31 protein-coding genes are annotated in these 16,995 nt (G+C 60.1%); 19 read left to right on the forward strand and 12 right to left on the reverse strand.

The genetic code is table 11. From position 1 onward, the window contains the following. Positions 1-82: 82 nt before the first annotated feature. From VSR68_RS11260 to VSR68_RS11305, 10 genes are all read right to left on the reverse strand, one after another. Positions 83-406 (reverse strand): hypothetical protein, encoded by a 324-nt coding sequence (locus tag VSR68_RS11260; RefSeq protein WP_342939921.1) that lies wholly within the window; start codon positions 404-406, stop codon positions 83-85. 2 nt (positions 407-408) lie between these two features. Beyond that, positions 409-846, reverse strand: coding sequence for a hypothetical protein (locus VSR68_RS11265; RefSeq protein WP_342939922.1), 438 nt, complete (start codon positions 844-846; stop codon positions 409-411). A 78-nt stretch (positions 847-924) separates the two neighbouring features. Further along, positions 925-1,416 (reverse strand): DUF4406 domain-containing protein, encoded by a 492-nt coding sequence (locus VSR68_RS11270; protein ID WP_342939923.1) that lies wholly within the window; start codon positions 1,414-1,416, stop codon positions 925-927. Beyond that, positions 1,413-1,994, reverse strand: coding sequence for a transcriptional regulator (locus VSR68_RS11275; RefSeq protein ID WP_342939924.1), 582 nt, complete (start codon positions 1,992-1,994; stop codon positions 1,413-1,415). Before VSR68_RS11275 ends, VSR68_RS11270 begins: the two co-directional genes overlap by 4 nt. Next, positions 1,991-2,503 (reverse strand): hypothetical protein, encoded by a 513-nt coding sequence (locus VSR68_RS11280; RefSeq protein WP_342939925.1) that lies wholly within the window; start codon positions 2,501-2,503, stop codon positions 1,991-1,993. Before VSR68_RS11280 ends, VSR68_RS11275 begins: the two co-directional genes overlap by 4 nt. After that, positions 2,503-2,994, reverse strand: a complete 492-nt coding sequence (locus VSR68_RS11285) for a hypothetical protein (protein ID WP_342939926.1) — start codon at positions 2,992-2,994, stop codon at positions 2,503-2,505. Before VSR68_RS11285 ends, VSR68_RS11280 begins: the two co-directional genes overlap by 1 nt. Next, positions 2,991-4,091, reverse strand: coding sequence for a hypothetical protein (locus VSR68_RS11290; RefSeq protein ID WP_342939927.1), 1,101 nt, complete (start codon positions 4,089-4,091; stop codon positions 2,991-2,993). The genes VSR68_RS11285 and VSR68_RS11290 overlap by 4 nt, the downstream gene beginning before the upstream one ends. Then, positions 4,088-4,366: a hypothetical protein gene (locus VSR68_RS11295; RefSeq protein WP_342939928.1), complete on the reverse strand. Its 279-nt coding sequence runs from the start codon at positions 4,364-4,366 to the stop codon at positions 4,088-4,090. The genes VSR68_RS11290 and VSR68_RS11295 overlap by 4 nt, the downstream gene beginning before the upstream one ends. 5 nt (positions 4,367-4,371) lie before the next feature. Beyond that, the gene (locus VSR68_RS11300) at positions 4,372-4,812 is read right to left on the reverse strand and encodes a phage regulatory CII family protein (protein ID WP_342939929.1); all 441 of its coding nucleotides are present in this window, start codon (positions 4,810-4,812) and stop codon (positions 4,372-4,374) included. Positions 4,813-5,116: 304 nt separating this feature from the next. Further along, the gene (locus VSR68_RS11305; RefSeq protein WP_342939930.1) at positions 5,117-5,314 is read right to left on the reverse strand and encodes a hypothetical protein; all 198 of its coding nucleotides are present in this window, start codon (positions 5,312-5,314) and stop codon (positions 5,117-5,119) included. Positions 5,315-5,462: 148 nt separating this feature from the next. Here VSR68_RS11305 and VSR68_RS11310 point away from each other — a divergent pair, with 148 nt between their 5' ends. Then, positions 5,463-5,717, forward strand: coding sequence for a hypothetical protein (locus tag VSR68_RS11310; protein WP_342939931.1), 255 nt, complete (start codon positions 5,463-5,465; stop codon positions 5,715-5,717). Positions 5,718-5,887: 170 nt separating this feature from the next. Here the strand turns inward: VSR68_RS11310 and VSR68_RS11315 are convergent, their stop codons facing one another. After that, positions 5,888-6,241: a YdaS family helix-turn-helix protein gene (locus VSR68_RS11315; RefSeq protein ID WP_342939932.1), complete on the reverse strand. Its 354-nt coding sequence runs from the start codon at positions 6,239-6,241 to the stop codon at positions 5,888-5,890. 51 nt (positions 6,242-6,292) lie between these two features. Here VSR68_RS11315 and VSR68_RS11320 point away from each other — a divergent pair, with 51 nt between their 5' ends. The 16 genes from VSR68_RS11320 (at position 6,293) to VSR68_RS11390 (ending at position 15,269) form a co-directional block, all read left to right on the forward strand. After that, positions 6,293-7,222, forward strand: coding sequence for a S24 family peptidase (locus VSR68_RS11320; RefSeq protein ID WP_342939933.1), 930 nt, complete (start codon positions 6,293-6,295; stop codon positions 7,220-7,222). A 34-nt stretch (positions 7,223-7,256) separates the two neighbouring features. Then, the gene (locus tag VSR68_RS11325) at positions 7,257-7,712 is read left to right on the forward strand and encodes a hypothetical protein (protein WP_342939934.1); all 456 of its coding nucleotides are present in this window, start codon (positions 7,257-7,259) and stop codon (positions 7,710-7,712) included. A 16-nt stretch (positions 7,713-7,728) separates the two neighbouring features. Continuing rightward, the gene (locus VSR68_RS42815; protein ID WP_428983496.1) at positions 7,729-7,884 is read left to right on the forward strand and encodes a DUF4760 domain-containing protein; all 156 of its coding nucleotides are present in this window, start codon (positions 7,729-7,731) and stop codon (positions 7,882-7,884) included. A 399-nt stretch (positions 7,885-8,283) separates the two neighbouring features. Further along, on the forward strand, positions 8,284-8,436 hold the full coding sequence (locus VSR68_RS11330; RefSeq protein WP_342939935.1) for a hypothetical protein: 153 nt from the start codon (positions 8,284-8,286) through the stop codon (positions 8,434-8,436). A gap of 155 nt (positions 8,437-8,591) precedes the next feature. Then, positions 8,592-8,756, forward strand: a complete 165-nt coding sequence (locus VSR68_RS11335; protein WP_342939936.1) for a hypothetical protein — start codon at positions 8,592-8,594, stop codon at positions 8,754-8,756. Between the two features lie 18 nt (positions 8,757-8,774). Further along, a complete protein-coding gene (locus VSR68_RS11340) occupies positions 8,775-8,945 on the forward strand; it encodes a hypothetical protein (RefSeq protein ID WP_342939937.1) in 171 nt (56 codons plus the stop codon). A 79-nt stretch (positions 8,946-9,024) separates the two neighbouring features. Continuing rightward, a complete protein-coding gene (locus tag VSR68_RS11345; protein WP_342939938.1) occupies positions 9,025-9,729 on the forward strand; it encodes a hypothetical protein in 705 nt (234 codons plus the stop codon). Beyond that, entirely contained in the window at positions 9,726-10,517 is a 792-nt protein-coding gene (locus VSR68_RS11350) for a hypothetical protein (protein ID WP_342939939.1), read from the forward strand. Before VSR68_RS11345 ends, VSR68_RS11350 begins: the two co-directional genes overlap by 4 nt. A gap of 61 nt (positions 10,518-10,578) precedes the next feature. Continuing rightward, positions 10,579-11,499 carry a hypothetical protein gene (locus VSR68_RS11355; RefSeq protein ID WP_342939940.1) on the forward strand — a complete coding sequence of 307 codons (921 nt, stop codon included), beginning with the start codon at positions 10,579-10,581 and terminating at the stop codon, positions 11,497-11,499. Between the two features lie 65 nt (positions 11,500-11,564). Then, positions 11,565-12,218: an HNH endonuclease gene (locus tag VSR68_RS11360; protein WP_342939941.1), complete on the forward strand. Its 654-nt coding sequence runs from the start codon at positions 11,565-11,567 to the stop codon at positions 12,216-12,218. Next, on the forward strand, positions 12,215-12,499 hold the full coding sequence (locus VSR68_RS11365; protein ID WP_342939942.1) for a hypothetical protein: 285 nt from the start codon (positions 12,215-12,217) through the stop codon (positions 12,497-12,499). Before VSR68_RS11360 ends, VSR68_RS11365 begins: the two co-directional genes overlap by 4 nt. A 75-nt stretch (positions 12,500-12,574) precedes the next feature. Continuing rightward, entirely contained in the window at positions 12,575-13,252 is a 678-nt protein-coding gene (locus tag VSR68_RS11370) for a hypothetical protein (RefSeq protein ID WP_342939943.1), read from the forward strand. 38 nt (positions 13,253-13,290) lie between these two features. Further along, the gene (locus tag VSR68_RS11375) at positions 13,291-13,515 is read left to right on the forward strand and encodes a hypothetical protein (RefSeq protein ID WP_342939944.1); all 225 of its coding nucleotides are present in this window, start codon (positions 13,291-13,293) and stop codon (positions 13,513-13,515) included. Next, positions 13,508-14,029 carry a hypothetical protein gene (locus VSR68_RS11380; protein WP_342939945.1) on the forward strand — a complete coding sequence of 174 codons (522 nt, stop codon included), beginning with the start codon at positions 13,508-13,510 and terminating at the stop codon, positions 14,027-14,029. The genes VSR68_RS11375 and VSR68_RS11380 overlap by 8 nt, the downstream gene beginning before the upstream one ends. After that, positions 14,026-14,289: a hypothetical protein gene (locus VSR68_RS11385; RefSeq protein WP_342939946.1), complete on the forward strand. Its 264-nt coding sequence runs from the start codon at positions 14,026-14,028 to the stop codon at positions 14,287-14,289. The genes VSR68_RS11380 and VSR68_RS11385 overlap by 4 nt, the downstream gene beginning before the upstream one ends. Next, complete coding sequence (locus VSR68_RS11390) at positions 14,286-15,269, forward strand: phage Gp37/Gp68 family protein (RefSeq protein WP_342939947.1); 984 nt, start codon at positions 14,286-14,288, stop codon at positions 15,267-15,269. The genes VSR68_RS11385 and VSR68_RS11390 overlap by 4 nt, the downstream gene beginning before the upstream one ends. A gap of 5 nt (positions 15,270-15,274) precedes the next feature. On the opposite strand, the gene VSR68_RS11395 is transcribed toward VSR68_RS11390, so the two are convergent. Further along, the gene (locus tag VSR68_RS11395) at positions 15,275-15,490 is read right to left on the reverse strand and encodes a hypothetical protein (RefSeq protein ID WP_342939948.1); all 216 of its coding nucleotides are present in this window, start codon (positions 15,488-15,490) and stop codon (positions 15,275-15,277) included. 125 nt (positions 15,491-15,615) lie between these two features. Here VSR68_RS11395 and VSR68_RS11400 point away from each other — a divergent pair, with 125 nt between their 5' ends. Together VSR68_RS11400 and VSR68_RS11405 are read left to right on the forward strand one after the other, a co-directional pair. Continuing rightward, a complete protein-coding gene (locus VSR68_RS11400) occupies positions 15,616-15,825 on the forward strand; it encodes an excisionase (protein WP_342939949.1) in 210 nt (69 codons plus the stop codon). Next, the gene (locus VSR68_RS11405) at positions 15,801-16,982 is read left to right on the forward strand and encodes an Arm DNA-binding domain-containing protein (protein ID WP_342939950.1); all 1,182 of its coding nucleotides are present in this window, start codon (positions 15,801-15,803) and stop codon (positions 16,980-16,982) included. Before VSR68_RS11400 ends, VSR68_RS11405 begins: the two co-directional genes overlap by 25 nt. Positions 16,983-16,995: the final 13 nt, after the last annotated feature.

Raw genomic sequence — 16,995 nt, forward strand, 5'->3', positions numbered from 1 at the left:
GAGTCTCTGCATGCGTATGCAGCCCCACCAGACGCGATCGATGCGGCGAAAGACACCGCGCCATTGCGAATCGTGTTCTTCATCAGACCTCACTCACATCCCATTCAAGATCGCCGCTCGCGAGGAATGCGCGCAGCGAATTGCGGTTGCTCTTGATGTACGCCTTCGCCCGGTAGACGCCGGGACCTACCCATCCTCCAATCGCGGGAATGCCGGCTGCGTGCTCCTGCGGCACGAAGGCATCTGCCCAGACATACGGGTTCTCGTCGTCTTGCGTCTTAGGCAACTCGATTCGATAAACCATCGTCTCGATGAACTTGTGCTTTCGGAAGAACGTAGGTGCGCTGCGCGGGCGGCGGCGTCGATAGCGAATTACTTCCAATCCTTGCGGCAGTTCAACCAGCAACCTCATGCAGCCTCCTTCATTTCAATTCCCATCTTTGCCGCGCGAACCGGCTCCCAGCGCTCGTATCCCGCATTCCAGAAGCCCCGCTTTTCCTCGCGCGCGAAGCGCTTTCCTTGGTCGTATTCAACGTGGCACCAGAAGCACGCCGGCAGTGTCAGTTCATTCGCTACCTTCATCCCGGTGCCTTTACCCTCATTGCGGTGCGCCGGCACGATCGTTTCTTCTGGGTCTCGCAATGGACAGACACCCGGTAGTCGCAGAAAGCACGTTTCGTTCTTGCATGCGGCCAGGTACTTTGAACCGCCTCTTACCGTCACCCGCTTCGGCCGAGACTTGATCCGCGAGCGTCGCAGCAGCGTATCGGGCAGCGGCGAGTCTTTACGGGACCAGCTGCCGCGCGCCATCGGCTTCGTTCGCGGCTTGAATCCAGAACGCTTCATGCTCCCGATCCCTTGTAATCGCGCTGCTGCGTCCTATGCTTGACTTGGCCGATCGATTCGGAGGCCACCATGAACTGGCTATGCATTCGCTGCCACCTTGAATTCCCCTTCAATCCTGAGAAGATCGGTATCGACGACTTCGGCGTCTACGTCTTCTGTCCGCATTGCGGGCGTCGCAACAAGCTCATCAACATTGGTAAGAACGGCCGCATCGTTTTCCAGCAAACCGGCACATAGGACGTCGCCCGAAAGAACCGGCATGTCGGCAGCGCGAGCGACGATGGTGTATGCGCGAAACACGACAAGACCCAAGTCACGCGCGATGCCCTGCTCGATCGATGCGCCGCGCGATTGCTCCCAGCCCGGCAAAAGAGCGATGCCGTCGCAGTCGACCAGTTGCTTGATGTCGGCGCGCATGCAGTCGAGCCATTCGGCATTCGGATCGGCGTTGATCTCCGCCGGATTGACGATCTCGAAACCCAGCGCGCGCAGACGCGCAGCCTCGGCGTGGAATGCCGGGAAGTTCAGTTCCGGATAGCCCGTCATCGGGCCCGCGATATATAGCCTCAAGCAGCCTCCCCAAAAAGTGCCGTCGCCGCGATGTCTCGGCGCACGAATCGACCTTCGCGTGTTGCTGCGGCGATTCGCCGGCGGGCGAGGCGCGCCGCGTACGCCGCCGGATCTTCCTTGCGCATCCGATCGATCCGTTTGCGATCCCGCTCAGTCTTGGACATCGCCTGCGGACGCCGCGCGTCTTTACCGGACCCGAGCGCATAAACGCGCGCCCAATAGCCGTGCTGGCCGAATCGCACCCATGCATGAATGTGGACAGCGCCAGCCTCATACAGCCCATTGAGGCGGGCCATCACAGCGCGGCGCGAGATACCCGTCTTTGCCGAAAGCTCGACTGATTCCATCGGCCCGATCGCGAGCGCGGACTTGATCGCAAATTCCGTCGGCGCTGCCTGCGTCCGGACTCCGCGCGGCCGTTTGCCCAATCCGATGTCGCTTGCGTGAGCGGCGATAGCCTTGTCGCTGCGGTTGCCGAAGTGATGCGCGAATTGCTTCACCGGCAAGGTCGTATGGAGCCAGTAATGCCGGAGCAGCGCGTCGTCTGCGTCGCCCCATGCGTTCCATTGCTTTTTCATGCCGTCTCCAACAGTGCAAATCGCTTTGTCTCTCCGGCGCGCCGCAGCTTCACAACCGTCCCGACTCGCACGCGGCGCACCGACTCACCGGCCGCCGCTGCGTACTGCCGCTTCGATACCGTCTGCGCGAACTGCTCGAATAGCGCGACTCCCGCATTCATCGCCTTCAGTTCCTCGCCGGTGAACACGAGTCGACCGGTCTCGTTCGCCCGCTCGCCGATACCGATCATTGCGTTCTGTGCCGCGTACATGACGTTCAGACCGACCTCGCGATTGCCCGCCGTCTCGCTCAGGATCTGGGCGATATTGAAAGCGTTGACGATCGTGTGCCATGCGCTCTCGTCGTTCGCGCCACGCACCAGCGATGTCGCGGCCGCGTGCACGGCTGTCAGGATCGACGTCTGGAGCGTCGCGTCGAGCTGCGCATCCCCTTCAAACATGAACGTCGCGATGTCCGTGCGCACCGGGCGCGGACGATATGCCTTGCGTGGCTTCTTGTTGCCAGCCATCACACCTCCCGGATGTCAAATGAGCCGCCCTTCCCCCTGCGAACCAGGCGAATGACGAACGGGTACTGAGACGCGGCCGCTTTCAGCTTCACGTTCGCGTCTTCTTCCATGAATCCCTTGAACTCGTGCAATTCCAGCGCGCCGCTCGCGACGATCACGGCGAAGTCGGGCGTGTAGAACGTGTTGTCGGCGAGCCGCAGCTTGATACCTTCGAAGCGGTACCAGAGGATCTGCCCCACGTGCTTCAGCGCTTCGAGGTGTGCGGCGTATGCGGATTCGGACTTGTTCATCTTCCCGCCACCCATACGCCCAAGCTGGCGATGCACCGCGCGCGGGTCGCCAACCATCTTTGCGACCTCCGGGCCGAGCACTGGCAGATCTGGCGAATTGAGGCGCGCCGCCGCGTCGCTGATCGAACCACGAACGCGAGCGGTACCCATCCGACCGCCAGCGATTGCGCTTTCCGGGTAGCGGAGTGCGTTCTTGCTCATGATGCGTAGTCGTCCACGGGCATGAGCGCATCGCCAAACGTCCGGCGTGCAAATTGGTACAGATCGATTGAATTGAAACGCTGCGCGTCGCTGAGCACGTACTCGACCGCCTTCATGTCCTTAGCGGCGCGTGCAACGATCACGCGGTAGTAGCGCCAGTCCTCGTCAGCTTTGCGCTCGCGCTGACCGAGCTCCGCGCCCTTCGCGTCGACGCCTTCCGGCGACTTGAACCATTCTCCAGAGGGAGCAGGTGCGGCTGTAAGCGACGATGCAACAGGCGTCATGACCTCCGAGACAAACGGCGCGATGAAGGCTGCATACGTCGGACGCGCATCGTTGTCCTCTTCGCGGCGAACAACGGCACGGCGATGCGCCTCGCGAAGCTGGTCACCGGTTACGCCCATGCCAACCCACGTCAGCACGTGGACACGATCCTTGCTGCGGTCGATCGTCAGGCTTTTGCCACGTTCGGCTTCCAGAGCAATCAGGAGATCCGCGAGCTCGCCTTCGGGGTTGGTTTCGTTTTTCGAATTGCTGGCAGCAGCAGCGGCAGAGTTATCCACAGCCCGCTTCGTGCGCGTTGCTGCTGCTGTAATCTCTGAAGTAGTCTCTGCTGTAATCTTTGTCTGAATAACGACCTGGTCTTTTCCCTCTCCGCCGCCGAGGATTTCCCCTGTCGGCGGACGAGGCTTTTCCTCACTGGCGAACTCGGGTTTCCCCATTTCCCGAAATGGGGAAAGTCCATTTCGGGAAATGGACTTAGCCGATTTCGGAGAATCGCCGCACAGCAGCGCCTCAAGAGCGTCTTCGTCGATGCGGAAATACAGCTTATGTTCGAGTCGCTTGTTGGTCTCGACCAGCACGCCGCGTGTACGCAGCGCCTTTCGCGCAGTGCGCTGCTCCTCGTAGGAAAGCCCCGTCTCTTCCAGAAGCTCATCGGCCGTTTTGAAGACGCCAAGCGGGTTCTGGGTACGCGCCTGCCAATAGAAAAGCTGGCCGAACAGAACGGCGGCGTTCACGCCGCCGAGCTTGGGCGCGAGACCAGGGTGATATGCGATCGGCCGACCGATCTCGCGGAGCAAATCTGCCAACTTCACGCGGCCGTCCCGACCGGAAGCCCGAGGGTTTCGTTATCGGCGCCGGTCGCCGCGCACTTCTGCGTGCCGCGCACTTTCAACGCGCCGTCCTTCAGCAGTTCGAACACGCGGCCGCACACGCTCGACAGACGAAGATTCGTGCGATCGGCGATCTCCTGCCGCGTCAGCGTCATGAACGGGCTGTGGAACAGGTTCAGGATCATCTGCTTCTGGGTGCAGCGCTTCGTGCCAGTGACTGAGTCGTAGCCGGCGAGTTGCGTGTGTGTGGCTCTCATGTGGTTCACTCCGCCATACCGCGCAGCCGCGCGGAAATGTTGAACAGGACCTGCGCGTGCTTGTAGATGCACTGCTCGACACGATCGACCTCGCGCAGCTCAACGCGGCCGTCCTCGAGCGTCTTGCAGATTTCCTTGCCGACCGCACCATGGGTCGCCCATGCCTCGCCCATCAGCTCGACGATCGCGGCGTCATTGCAATTGCCGACATCGGGAACCTTGACCAGCGCAAAGCCGCGCTCGCGGGCCCACGCTTCAAGGATTCGGTCATCGTCCGTCATTGCCGTCACGTCGATGGCGTTCCTGAGCGTCAGATGATGCGTATCGGTGTTGGGGTTGGCCTTATTGCGCAGGACCTGGGCAGACATGCCGACCCTCGGCGCAAGCGATTCGCATCCGCCTTTGTAGTCATGCACGACAGCGTGCGCTGTATCGAGAATGTTCACGTCTTCTCCAAAAAAACGTGTTTTCACGCACAGAGGACTACTAAAGTCCGGCCAATAATCGTGAAAACAGGAGGATGCAATTGAGTAAGAACTTGACGGCTACCTTGAGCGCGCGTCCCGAATTAACTACGCCGGTCGCGTCTTTGCTGCTGCTGGCTGCGCTCCAGCCGCTCTTAATCCCTCAAACGACTCCGTCAGTGCTTCGCGCGCCATCTTCAATTCATCGGGATGCCGCGGCCCACGAACAACAATCGCGCACAGCGTCTCCCGAATCTGTTTCAGTTCGGATGCCGTGAGAGCCATGTCAGGCCGCCGCCTTGGCGGGGTCGTAGAAGCGGATGAAGCCCTTCGCCGGTTCGTTGCGCATCGGCTGATGGAGGAACACGCGCGACGACAGCGTTTCGTTGTCGCTCTCTTCGACATGGAGCGAATCCGGATTCTCTTTGCGGATCAGCTCGGTGACAGCGTCGATGCCGCCGTACTTGCCTGCGTTGCGCAGCATTTCTTGGTGGTGCGGAAGGTGCATGTGAACCCCACTTTCAGGATTATTTTGATAAATGTGACCAACGTCACTTCGCTTTGGGTGAGGACCTTGACTCTCGTCTGTAGACTTGGCGGCTTTCACACAACCAAGCTCTACGGGGACCCTCATGAAAGACCTTCAGGAAGCGATAGAAAAAATCTGCGAACTCAAGGGAGAATGCAATGCGCTGCAGATTGCTTTGGGCGCACTGCTGCGGAGCCTTCCGCCGACAATGCTCGACCAATTCGAGAGCGAGTACGCGGCTTTGGCAGAAATGGCGCGCGTGACGCTCATCAACAGCGATCGCGTTGGCGATTCAGTCATTTCTGCGTTCGACCTTCACGTTCAAAGCATGTCTTCTAGAATCCGCGGTGCCCGATAGTCGTACTGAAGAAGTCCTGCTGCGTGCGACGAAGTAGTTTCGCCTCGACGAGAAATTGCTCACTTACCCGATTCATTCTGTCGAGAGCGGCCAGGGTATCGGGGCTCACCGACACATCGAGCGCCGGGCGAATCAGCCGCAACACAAACCGCGCATACAGTCGCTTCATATCAAGCAGCCTCCCTCAAACCATGTCGAGCCATCTTGCTGTCTTTCTTCATGCCACCTGCTGGGGGTTGAACGTCATCTGTCGCGGCGATTACCTCACCATCGACAATGCGCGATGGCGGAATTCCATCGAGTGGATTAGGGTAGAAGTCAGGACAAAGCTGGTGTGGGGTTTTGCGCCAGCCCGTCTTTTCGGCAAGCCAGAGTGCGCGTGACGGCGGGAATCGCTTGCGCCACTTGCTAATTGCCCAAGGACGAACCCCGAGCATTTCCGCGACGGCGCTGTCGCCACCGAGAAGATCGAGAGCCTCGCCGATTGCGGCGGTTGCGGTAGCGGTGGAGTTGGTGTTGTCCATAGCCACCACATTACTACTTAAAGTAGCTTATGACAACAACAAAAAGTAGAAATGACGACGAACCTCCCGACTGGTAGCCTTCTACCTATGGTAGAAAAAAAGAATCTTCCGGTTCGCTATCCCGATTTCGCGTCTCGACTGCAGAGAGCAATGGCAGAAAGGACGATCAAAATCGAAGGTATCGTGACCTACTTCAAGGACCGCGGCGTCTCCATCACTTACGAGATGGTGCGGAGGTACACCCTTGGTCAAGCAATGCCACGCCAAGAAAAATTAAGGATGCTGTCCGATGCGGTGGGGACAAGGCCCGAGGCTCTCGTTTTCGGGCAACAGTCAACAATCGAGCAGCCAGAGACCGCCCGACCGGAGCAGAATCAGAAAGTCAAATCGCCAGTCACAGCCCCAAAAAGTGATCGGATCGATGAATCATTTACTAAACCATTGCATAATACTGACGAAACGAAGACGTCAGGAGGACCGCCCTTACGAGACGGCCGCTCGTCGGTGAGCGCCAGGCCGATATTGGCTTGGGATGACGCCTCAGAACTTGGCGAAGAGTACGTCTTGATACCGCGACTTGAAGTAAAAGCATCTGCGGGCAATGGCCGCGTCGCTTGGCATGTGGATGAAAAAGGACAGAAGCAGGCTTTCCGCAAGGCATGGTGCACACGCCTCGGAATAAAGCCGGAGCAGGCCGCAACTATCGTTGCTGAGGGGTCTAGCATGGAGCCGCGCGTCAGAGATGGTGACTCCCTCGTGGTCGACTACCGCGCGACGGATCTCATCTCCGGGAAAGTCTACGTACTCTCGTTTCAGGGCGAGGTCTATGTAAAGCGCGTCTTTAAGAAGCCCAATGGCGGCTTATCCATCCGATCGGACAATCCGGACAAGGCTATGTATCCGGATATGGACATCGACCCGAACGATTTTCCGAACCTGCAAATCATCGCGCTCGTCGTTGCCGTCAGCGGCGCGATCTAAGCCAACTCATCACAACAAACCGGGGAAATCTTCAATGAGGACGTTGGGGTGGCTTTTGCTGCTGGGCGCCGCGGTCGGCCTGCTTGTGTCGTTCAGCATGGACGTAACGGTCGCGTCGCCGTTTGATGGCACGAGAGTCACAAATTTCGGCCTCATCTCCCAACGTAACTCCATCCAGATGGTTTCGGGCTTTGCTGCGTTGTGCGCGGTCCTTCTGATCACACTGAGCGGGCGGCGCAGCTCCACGTCAGAGGCGCCGGGAGATCGAATCGCCTGTCCCGCATGCGCAGAGCCGATCCTCCGGGCCGCCAAGATCTGCAAGCATTGCCACACTGAGATCGGCACGATGGACAGGCCGCCTGAAATCCAGCCTAGCAACCACGATGTTGTTAATGTTCCCGTGGCCAGCAACGCGGACCTGCGCTTTGTCGTTGGCATCGTAATCGTCGCCGCAATCGCGGCTGTCGCAATGAAACTCGGATTCACCTGAAAGCGGTACCAGCTGCGTGCGGTTGCTGCGCAAGCAGTTAAATACCTACTGGGACGCCGCCCGCGGCTTCGGTCATGAAGTGCGACGGATGGAGAAGAGGGACACTTTCTTCCAAGAGATCGAGCACCTCGCTGAACGCTGGAAGAGGTCGCCAGTAGCACCGAATAGATAGCCAAAGCCCCGCCAAGTGCGGGGGCTTTTCATTTTTGGCCCGCCAAAAAAGAGCCGCGAGCTAGTCGCGGCCAAAATACACGCGCCAGGCGGCCCTCTGCCCAGCCAAGAAAGCGTACATGTTTGCTTACCTAGCGCAATCGGGTGCTTGGCCTGACGATTTCATTTGGCTTCACCCTCAAGTCGCACGTTTCTACTTTAAGTTGTTGACTTCTCGTCTACTTAAAGTAGAATTCATCTCACGCACTCATTGCGAGTGCCCTACCCGAACAGCTTTGAGTGGGAGCGTCTCAAGACGGCGCGGCGTCTCTAAATAGCCCGTACAGGTCTCCGAATGTGGGCACACTGAGACGCTCCCTCTGAAAGCTGTTGCGCAATCCAAACTACTACGGAGCACGACATGAACCGTGTCGCTTTCGATAACGAGCTGCTCGCCGCGTGTGAGCGCACATATGACGCGATCGTCGTCAATTGCCTGAAGGCTGCGGCGATGGGCATCGGTATTGGTGCTTGCTGGTATGTCGGCGTTGTGCTCCGCGCAGGTGCGTTCTGATGCTGGCCTTCGTCAAATACTTGGTCGTAACGACTGGAGCGCTCGCCGCTGTTGTGTTGCTCTGCGCGACTGTTCAGCAGTGGGATGCGCAGGACGCCGCAAGCACGATCGCTTGCCGTTCGAATAGCTGCACCTGATCTCGGAAAGTCTCACCGATGGAAATCTTCCTTTACGCCTACTTAGGATTGCTACTGATGATTGCGATCGTCGTAGGCGCGATCTGGTTGATGGATCACCGCTGCGCGCTGGATCAGCGGAAGTGCGAAGCAAACGACGAGCACGAAAGCAACGCGGCGCCCTACACACGTTACTACGAATAGCAGATCAGAGCCTTAGCCATGAAAGACGAACCGATCGAAGTCATTCGCCGTCGCAGGCTGATTGAGGAGATAGCGGAGTGGCGCCACCTCCATAAGCACAAGCCGTTTTGCGGATGGGCTGCGCTGATGCTGTTCGATGACATTCGCGAAGTTCTTCAGCGGCTCAACGGCATCGCTGGAAATTGGTAGCAATCACTCCGACCACGGCGGCTCCCCCGAGCCGGCGCTTTGTGGGTGCGGTACCGGCCCACTCTTTTTGAGACCCGACATGAACGCAACAACCGATAAAGAACAGCTGTCGATCGAGGGCGTGCCCGCCGCAGAGCCGGAACAGAATGAAGCGCCGCACATGATCGCGCGCATCAATGCGTTGGCCGTGAAGCTTGCGTATCCGTTCATGGCAAAAGAGGACATCCGCTTCTACCTCAACGGCCTCAACATTCGCCCGCTCGAAGACAACACGGTGATGATCGTCGCAACTGACGGCCATCGCTATCTGATCGTGCACGACCAGAACGGCTATGCCGAGCGCGAACTGATTCTGACGATCAAGAAAGACTGCCTCAAATCGGCGAATAGCAAGAACACATTCGATGTGATGTCTAACGGCTCCGCGTTCGTCAACGACGAGCACGGCATGCCGGTGTTCGTGCAGCCCGGCAATTCGCTGATCGAAGCGGTATTTCCGCGTATCGAAAACGTCGTATCGGCCATCGGCTACACCGAAGGCATTTCAGGCGCCATCAATCCGGCATACCTGAAAGACGCGCTCGCGATCGGCCAGCACTTCAACAACATCCGATTCTTCACGAAGGATCAAGACAGCGCACTCGTGTTCGTCGTGGGCGGTATGGGTGATCTCGAAGTGTTCGGCGGGATTATGAAGCTGCGTGAGAGCTTCGAGCAGTTGCCGACGTGGTTTCCGAAGCCCGTTCCGTTCGAACTGACCGAGCCGGTCGGGGCACCGCAATGAAAGAACGTCCGATCCTCTTCAGCGGCCCGATGGTGCGTGCTCTGCTCGACGGCCGGAAGAGCCAAACGCGCCGCGTCGTGAAGTTGCCGCACAACAATCGGCTCGGCGTATGGGAGCCGACGACGCTCGGCGGTCCGGACGGCGGCCGCACCGCCACTGGTGAGACAGTGCCGTTTCAAGGCGCGATTTGGCACACGCGAACAGGCGACAGCCTTATGTGTCCGCACGGACAGCCGGGCGACCATCTATGGGTACGTGAAAGCGGCGTCAAGATCAAACTCGCGGCGAGCGACTTTCACATCTTCCGTCACGACGAGCCGACGACGCTCCGAATCGGCGATTACTGGGTCGAGGAAACGCGTGCTCCCGGCGCCAGCTACAACGTCGCCGGATGCTCGCGGAAATCCGCACTGTCTTATCGCGAAGCCAAGGTTGTGCCGTCGATCCACATGCCGCGTTGGGCGTGCCGCCTCGAACTCGTGATCGCCTATGTGCGCGTCGAGCGCGTTCAGGACATCAACGAGGCAGACGCGGTCGCGGAAGGCGTCGAGAGCGTACGCAACGAAGGCGAGTACTGGAAAGACTATCTGCGCTCGACGAAGCGTTGCGACGAAATGACCTGCCTCACCGCGCGAGACTCGTTCCGGACTCTGTGGGACAGCATCAACGCCTCGCGCGGCTTCGGCTGGGACATCAATCCGTGGGTTTGGTCCATCTCGTTCCGGCGCATCGAGCGCGTGGTACCTGAGGTCGTGGTCGATCTCTGCGAAGACGATGTGCCGTTTTGAGCCGGGAGCTATGACCATGCCAATGAGAGCGCAACCAGCATTACTCGCAGGCGCTGCGACCGTGACTGCTGCGTGTCTGTCCGTCATGGCGGGCTGGCAGCGGGGCGGATTCGTGATCGAGCGGGTGCTCTGGATCGCCGTCGGCGTCGTGCTGGTTGTCGCCGCTCACCTGCTCCCTGCCTTGATCCGTTCGCATGGCTGGCGCATCCGCGCGCTCGGCGCCGTGCTCTGGATCGGCTGCATGGCGGCTACCTGCTACGGTCACGCGGTCTTTTTCCTCCTGGCTCAGAAGCATGCCGGCGAGGTGCGCGCCGCAGCAGTACCGGCAGTAGTCACGACTGGTCGCAGTCTCGCAGCAATTGCCGCTGACCGCGCGACCGTCGTATCGCGACTGGCTCGTGCGACCGAGCGCCGCTGCGTCGAGCCCTGCCCGAGCTTGCGAATCGAGCGCACGACCCTCTCCGCGCGGCTGGATGCGATCGATGCCGAAGCAGCACGGGCGAAGCGTCAGGAAGCCGCGCAGGACCGCGCCGACGCCGCGCGCGCCGCCGCCGTCGCCGACCCCGTGACTGACACGCTGACCGCGTTCGGCATCCCGGCCGGCCGCGTCGATCTGATCGGCGGTCTCGCTTTCGCGGCAGTACTCGAAGCAGTCGCGTGCTTCTGCTGGTTGCTCGCGCTGCGCCCGGTCGAATCGCTCGAACCCAATACTGGCGCGGCAGTAACGCCAGTCACGACCACTAAGTCACCAGTCACGACCGAGGTTCGCGGATGGGTTCCAGAAGCTGACGGCCAGTTACCGCCTCCGCTGGGCCCGGCTGTAGTAGTCGCGACAGGCGAACCCGACGACGTTACGCGCGTCGCAGCCGAGATCACAGCGGGCCGGATGCGCGGCACGGTCGCGGAGATCCGGAGGTTCCTCGGAAAGTCGCAGGCGTACGCGGCAGCAGTCCGGAAACGGGTTGTGGGAGTGCAGTCATGACGAAGCGCAAACCCGGATCGACAACGCCGCCGCGCCGCTACTGGACGCCCGCCGAGATCGAGAAGATGAATCGCGAGTATCCGGAGCGGTCGACTGCCGATCTCGCCGCCGAATTCGGCTGCTCGGAAGCCCGCGTCTATGCGAAGGCTGCCGAGCTTGGTCTGCACAAGTCCGCCGCCTTCATGGAGTCGGACCACTCCGGACGGATTCAGCGCGGTCGCAGTGACCCGCGCATGGTGGCGACGCAGTTCAAGGCCGGTCACGTGACGTGGAACGCGGGCACGAAGGGTGTCACCGGTACGCATCCGAACAGCAGACGCACGCAGTTCAAGAAAGGCGAAATGTCTGGCGCGGCACAGCACAACTATCAGCCGATCGGCGCGTTGCGGCTCAGCAAGGATGGCTACCTCGAGCAGAAGGTGACGGACGATCATCCGGTGCCGGCGCGGCGCTGGGTCGGAGTCCATCGCCTGGTGTGGGAAGCGGCAAACGGTCCGGTACCGCGCGGACATGTCGTCTGCTTCCTACCCGGCCGTCGATCAACCGAACTTGAAAAGATCACGCTCGACGCCGTCGAGCTCGTAAGTCGCGCCGAGCTGGCGCGGCGGAATCATCCCCGGTCGCGTGACCCGGAACTGGCGAAGCTGGTTCAGCTGAAAGGCGCGATCACCCGTCAGGTCAACCGTATTGCCCGCGAGGCACAGGAGCAACAGTCATGAGCACGATCACCGATATGCGCGAACACCTTATGGAGACGTTGGCAGCACTGCGCGACCGCGACAACCCGATGGACGTCGACCGTGCGCGCGCCGTCGCGCAGGTGGCCGGCGTGCTCGTCGATAGCACCAAGGTCGAGGTCGATTACATCAAGGCGACCGGCGCAATGGGCGACTCGCTCTTCATCTCGCCGCTCAACAGCAATCCGGATCGCTTGCTGAGCAGCAACAATCCTGACATCGAGCGCACGCCGACCGGCTTCGTCCACCGCATCCGCGGCTGATCTGATCTAACCGGAAGGACAACGATAACCATGAACGATATTGAGCAGCTTCCAGACGATCTGAATCCCGAAGTAGTGAAGGCGACCGCGCAGTTCATCGGCAAGATCACCGGCCTCGTGCCGCCGCCGCATAATGCCTTCCCGCCCGAATGGTACGGCTATCTGCGCACGTTTACCACGCGCCTCAACGAAATAGCGAGCGTCAACGCCGCCCCCGTCGATGCGGGAGTGCCGAAAATCAAAGTGCCCGACGTCATTCTGACCGGCGCGCAATTGCTCGAAGCGCTCGAATTCATCGCGCCCGACCGCGCGACAGACCACGAGCAGCTGGAAGCAACGGTCGCGATCCAGTACGGCGAGGGCCACGGCGGGAAGGCGCATTACGTGTGGTGCGCCGAATATCCGGAGGAAGGCTCGTTCGTGCTGGATGGAAGTAGCGCGGTCGCCGCACTATCCGCACGCGCCTCCGACGCGGCGCAGAAAAAAAGCCCCGCTTCCGAAGAATACGGGGCAATGAACGCGGACGAGCTTGCGAGGGCGCAGTCCGCTGAAAACATGGTATCCGAACTCAGCGCGGACGTATATACGCACCCCGCCAGCGAGCCGAAAGCGGCGCTGACGGATGAGCAACGCGATGCGATCTATTACGCAATCGCCCTTATCAAGTCGGTTCCGGGTTCCAACGCCAGCTACGCCGAAGCACTCTGCGCCCTTCTGCGCGAATCGGAGCAATCCAACGAGCGCGAATTTTGACAAAGTCGAATGCGCTCACGTCATTCAGCGATGACGAGTTGATCGAGGAGCTGGCGCGCCGGCGCAATGCGCGGGCCGCCGCCGAGCCTCGGAAATGGTGTCACGACTGCGAGCATTGCGTGCCGCTTGGCAAGGACGATTTGCAATGCGCTGAGGGCCACAAGATGACGTTCCATGCGCCGTCGGATTGGGATGAAGCGCTCCACAACGAATACGGCTATTACCGGCGCGTGTGCGCTGATAGGACAGAGAAAGATGACTGAAGATCTGATCGACCTGATTGCGAACGAGGGCCGACGCAACGCCGCCGGCGGCATCTACTCGACGCGCGTCTATGAGTTCGCCAACGCGATCGAAGCCGAAGCGACCGCGCCGCTGCTAGCGCGCATCGCCGAACTCGAAGCCCGTATCGCTGCCAATGGCGCGGAGCCGGTGGCGTGTTTCATCAACGATGCACGCAAGGGCGAGACGCCGCACTACGCGCAGATCGACCCTGCGTTCAAGAGTAGCCCTGACGTATTCCCGCTCTACCGCGCCCATGTCGCTGACAGCGCGATGGCGAAGGATGCCGAGGCGTTTCGCTTGATGGTGAAGAACCGACTGCTCGTCGGAATTCACCTCGATGAATCGTGGGCACAAAGCTACGGCACGCCCGAAGGCAAGTGGCTCACGATCAAGGAAAAGAACGGCGACGACGCGGCCGCGGCTGCTCGACGCGCGATCGAGCGCGCTGCCGCTGCTATCGCGGCATCCGCAGAGAAGGGAGATAAGGCATGACAGCCGGCGTTCAATGGTGGCTTGCCGAGCTGGACATGCACGGCAACCCGACGCTCGTCGACGGATCGCACAGCGAGCGCGCGGGCGCGGACAAGGCCGCATATCTGTATCAGCAACTCGGCATCGCCAAGGGTCGGCGTTTCGCCGTCGCGCGCGTGGAGTTGAGCGAGCCGACACCCAGCAACAAGGGCGTCAATCAGGAAGCGCTCGCAGCCTGCCAAGGGATGATCGCGGCCACGAAATCGGGAGATAAGGCATGAGCGAGAACAGCGAAATCGAGTGGACTGACCACACGTTCAACCCGTGGGAAGGCTGCCAGAAGGTAGGGCCGGGATGCGATCACTGCTATGCCGAAACGCGCAACGCACGCTTCTCCGGCGGCATTGCAATCAACTGGGGACCGGGCGCACCGCGCCGCCGCACGTCGCCGGCGAACTGGCGCAAGCCGCTGCAGTGGAATAAAGCGCACGCCGAATTCTTCGCAGCGCACGGCCGACGCCAGCGCGTATTTTGCGCGTCTCTCGCCGACGTATTCGATAACGCTGTCTCGCCGACGTGGCGCGCCGAGCTATTCGAACTGATCGAGAGCACGCCGAATCTCGATTGGCTGTTGTTGACGAAGCGAATCGGGAATGTCCCGGCGATGCTGCACGAGACCGGCGTAGATCGTCTGCCCGATAACGTCTGGCTCGGCGCGACGATCGTCAACCAGGAAGAGGCGAACCGCGACGTCAGGAAACTTTTGTCGGTCCCCGCGCGTGTTCGATTCCTGTCAATGGAACCGTTGCTTGGCCCTGTCGATTTGACGCGTCTTGCGCATGGCGACGAGTCGGATCTTGATGCGTTACGCGGACAGGTTGTGTACACCTCACAGCACTTCGCTATGCCGCCGGAGCCGCTAGGCAAGGCAATCTCGTGGGTGATCTGTGGCGGCGAAAGCGGCCGCGGTGCGCGGCCGATGCATCCGGATTGGGCCAGAGATCTGCGCGATCAGTGTGCCGAGGCAGGCGTGCCGTTCCTGTTCAAGCAATGGGGCGAATGGACTCCCGGCGAGAACGTCGAGCGGCAAACCGGTGTCGTGAAGACCGCGCACTGGTTCGCAGACGAATGGATGTTCGGCGAAGAAAGTCTCGCGAGCTATGGACACGTCGACGATGAGCCCGACTTGTATCGGATTGGAAAGCGCGCCGCCGGACGCGATCTCGACGGCCGCACGCATGACGAGTTCCCTTCGAGATGAGCCGCTCAACCACTAACCGAGCGACCACCGATGAATGGCGCTGATGCTTTGGTAAAGCGCTTATGCGCTGCATCGGCTTCAGCGGCCAACTTAATCAGCTCCGTGACATGTTGCTTTTCCTGCCTGAAGAGCGCGAGCAGTTCTTCTTCATGGCGCCGTCTCGCATCAACCCAAGCGGCGTACGCAGATCTGAACTCGGTGAGTTGCTCGGGTGTGTGCATAGCCTTTACCTCTCGTCGAAAAGTGAAGAAATCCTAGCATGACCGAAGCAGCACAACGAGTAATCGAAACAACGGCGCACAAATTGTGCGATCGACTTAGTGAACAAACGGAACGGAGAAGAAGCATGGAAACGCCCGTGGCACAGGTCGCTCCGGCACCATACATTACGGTAGCACTGGCCGCTATCATCACCGGTCTAAGCGAGAAAGCCATTCGCCGGAAAATTGAGGATGGCAAATGGATTGATGGCCGTGAATATAGGCGTTCTCCGGACGGCGGCATTTTCATTTCACTGAAGGGTTATCAGCAATGGGTCGAACGACAGGGGGCGTAGAGATTCGGGCGAGGTCTATCCGTCTCAACTTCACGCTCGAGGGGAAACGGCAACGGCCCACGCTCATGCTGAACGGGAAACCCATCCCGCCGACGCCCGCGAATATCAAATACGCTCGTCGGCTGATTTCGGAAATCACCGAAAAGATTAGGGCCGGCACGTTCAGCATGGTGGAGTACTTCCCGGCCAGCGGCAGTCCATCAGGAATGACGGTCAAAGGCTGGCTCGATACATGGCTGAACACGCAGCGTATTGAGCAATCAACGAAGGACGGGTACAACAGCGCGATCAAGTTCTGGAACGGCGCGACCTGTGACGACAAGATGAGCACGATGGGCCCGATGATGCTGCGCTCTCTCAAGCATACTCACGTCCTGACGGCGATCGCCAACCGGCCGAATCTCACCGGGAAAACGATCAACAATTACGTCTCGGTGCTGCGCGATGCTCTTTCGCTGGCCGTCAAGGACAAACTGATGTCCTCGAACCCAGCCGAGGACGTGCCACGTGCCAAACACCAGAAGCCGCCGCCCGACCCGTTCTCGCGCGAAGAGTCCGAATTTATTATCGCCGAGGCCGAGCGTGTATATCCTGGCCACGTCCACAACCTGATCGAGACGTGGTTCTGGACGGGCCTACGGACGTCGGAAATCCTCGGGCTGGAGTGGCCGAACGTCGACTTCTCGATGGGACAGGTACTCGTGGCCAGCGCACTGGTTGGCGGCGAACAGAAGGACCGTACAAAAACGGCGGTCGCGCGCATCGTCCAACTCAACAGCCGGGCGATGTCCGCCCTTCAGCGCCAGCGCGAGCTGACCCTGATCGCTGGGAAAAGGGTTTTTCAGGACCCAAGGTACAGCAAGGATTGGAAGAGCGAAGAGGCGTTCCAGCGCGTATTCTGGGCGCGCATGCTCAAGCGCCTGTGCATGCGATACCGTCGACCGTACAACATGCGCCACAGCTACGCGACCGCGATGCTGATGGCCGGCATGACACCCGCGTTCTGCGCAAAGCAGCTCGGGCACAGCGTTGAAATGTTCCTGAGGACGTACGCGAAATGGGTGGACGGCAACCAGAATGACGTAGAGATGGCGAGGCTCGAAAACTCGATTATGTCCCCCGCCAGTCCCCAAAAACGTCGATCATCACGCAAGTAGATGATTTTATTTG

This window comes from Paraburkholderia phymatum (assembly GCF_038900715.1).
Classification (GTDB): Bacteria; Pseudomonadota; Gammaproteobacteria; order Burkholderiales; family Burkholderiaceae; genus Paraburkholderia; species Paraburkholderia phymatum_A.

Bases quoted from the DNA above. Each gene is read 5' to 3' on its own strand.
- VSR68_RS11265 (WP_342939922.1), bottom strand. From the start codon at position 846: ATGAAGCGTTCTGGATTCAAGCCGCGAACGAAGCCGATGGCGCGCGGC.
- VSR68_RS11275 (WP_342939924.1), bottom strand. From the start codon at position 1,994: ATGAAAAAGCAATGGAACGCATGGGGCGACGCAGACGACGCGCTGCTC.
- VSR68_RS11280 (WP_342939925.1), bottom strand. From the start codon at position 2,503: ATGGCTGGCAACAAGAAGCCACGCAAGGCATATCGTCCGCGCCCGGTG.
- VSR68_RS11285 (WP_342939926.1), bottom strand. From the start codon at position 2,994: ATGAGCAAGAACGCACTCCGCTACCCGGAAAGCGCAATCGCTGGCGGT.
- VSR68_RS11295 (WP_342939928.1), bottom strand. From the start codon at position 4,366: ATGAGAGCCACACACACGCAACTCGCCGGCTACGACTCAGTCACTGGC.
- VSR68_RS11305 (WP_342939930.1), bottom strand. From the start codon at position 5,314: ATGCTGCGCAACGCAGGCAAGTACGGCGGCATCGACGCTGTCACCGAG.
- VSR68_RS11310 (WP_342939931.1), top strand. From the start codon at position 5,463: ATGAAAGACCTTCAGGAAGCGATAGAAAAAATCTGCGAACTCAAGGGA.
- VSR68_RS11315 (WP_342939932.1), bottom strand. From the start codon at position 6,241: ATGGACAACACCAACTCCACCGCTACCGCAACCGCCGCAATCGGCGAG.
- VSR68_RS11320 (WP_342939933.1), top strand. From the start codon at position 6,293: ATGACGACGAACCTCCCGACTGGTAGCCTTCTACCTATGGTAGAAAAA.
- VSR68_RS11325 (WP_342939934.1), top strand. From the start codon at position 7,257: ATGAGGACGTTGGGGTGGCTTTTGCTGCTGGGCGCCGCGGTCGGCCTG.
- VSR68_RS11330 (WP_342939935.1), top strand. From the start codon at position 8,284: ATGAACCGTGTCGCTTTCGATAACGAGCTGCTCGCCGCGTGTGAGCGC.
- VSR68_RS11335 (WP_342939936.1), top strand. From the start codon at position 8,592: ATGGAAATCTTCCTTTACGCCTACTTAGGATTGCTACTGATGATTGCG.
- VSR68_RS11340 (WP_342939937.1), top strand. From the start codon at position 8,775: ATGAAAGACGAACCGATCGAAGTCATTCGCCGTCGCAGGCTGATTGAG.
- VSR68_RS11345 (WP_342939938.1), top strand. From the start codon at position 9,025: ATGAACGCAACAACCGATAAAGAACAGCTGTCGATCGAGGGCGTGCCC.
- VSR68_RS11350 (WP_342939939.1), top strand. From the start codon at position 9,726: ATGAAAGAACGTCCGATCCTCTTCAGCGGCCCGATGGTGCGTGCTCTG.
- VSR68_RS11360 (WP_342939941.1), top strand. From the start codon at position 11,565: ATGAATCGCGAGTATCCGGAGCGGTCGACTGCCGATCTCGCCGCCGAA.
- VSR68_RS11365 (WP_342939942.1), top strand. From the start codon at position 12,215: ATGAGCACGATCACCGATATGCGCGAACACCTTATGGAGACGTTGGCA.
- VSR68_RS11380 (WP_342939945.1), top strand. From the start codon at position 13,508: ATGACTGAAGATCTGATCGACCTGATTGCGAACGAGGGCCGACGCAAC.
- VSR68_RS11385 (WP_342939946.1), top strand. From the start codon at position 14,026: ATGACAGCCGGCGTTCAATGGTGGCTTGCCGAGCTGGACATGCACGGC.
- VSR68_RS11390 (WP_342939947.1), top strand. From the start codon at position 14,286: ATGAGCGAGAACAGCGAAATCGAGTGGACTGACCACACGTTCAACCCG.
- VSR68_RS11395 (WP_342939948.1), bottom strand. From the start codon at position 15,490: ATGCACACACCCGAGCAACTCACCGAGTTCAGATCTGCGTACGCCGCT.
- VSR68_RS11400 (WP_342939949.1), top strand. From the start codon at position 15,616: ATGGAAACGCCCGTGGCACAGGTCGCTCCGGCACCATACATTACGGTA.
- VSR68_RS11405 (WP_342939950.1), top strand. From the start codon at position 15,801: ATGGGTCGAACGACAGGGGGCGTAGAGATTCGGGCGAGGTCTATCCGT.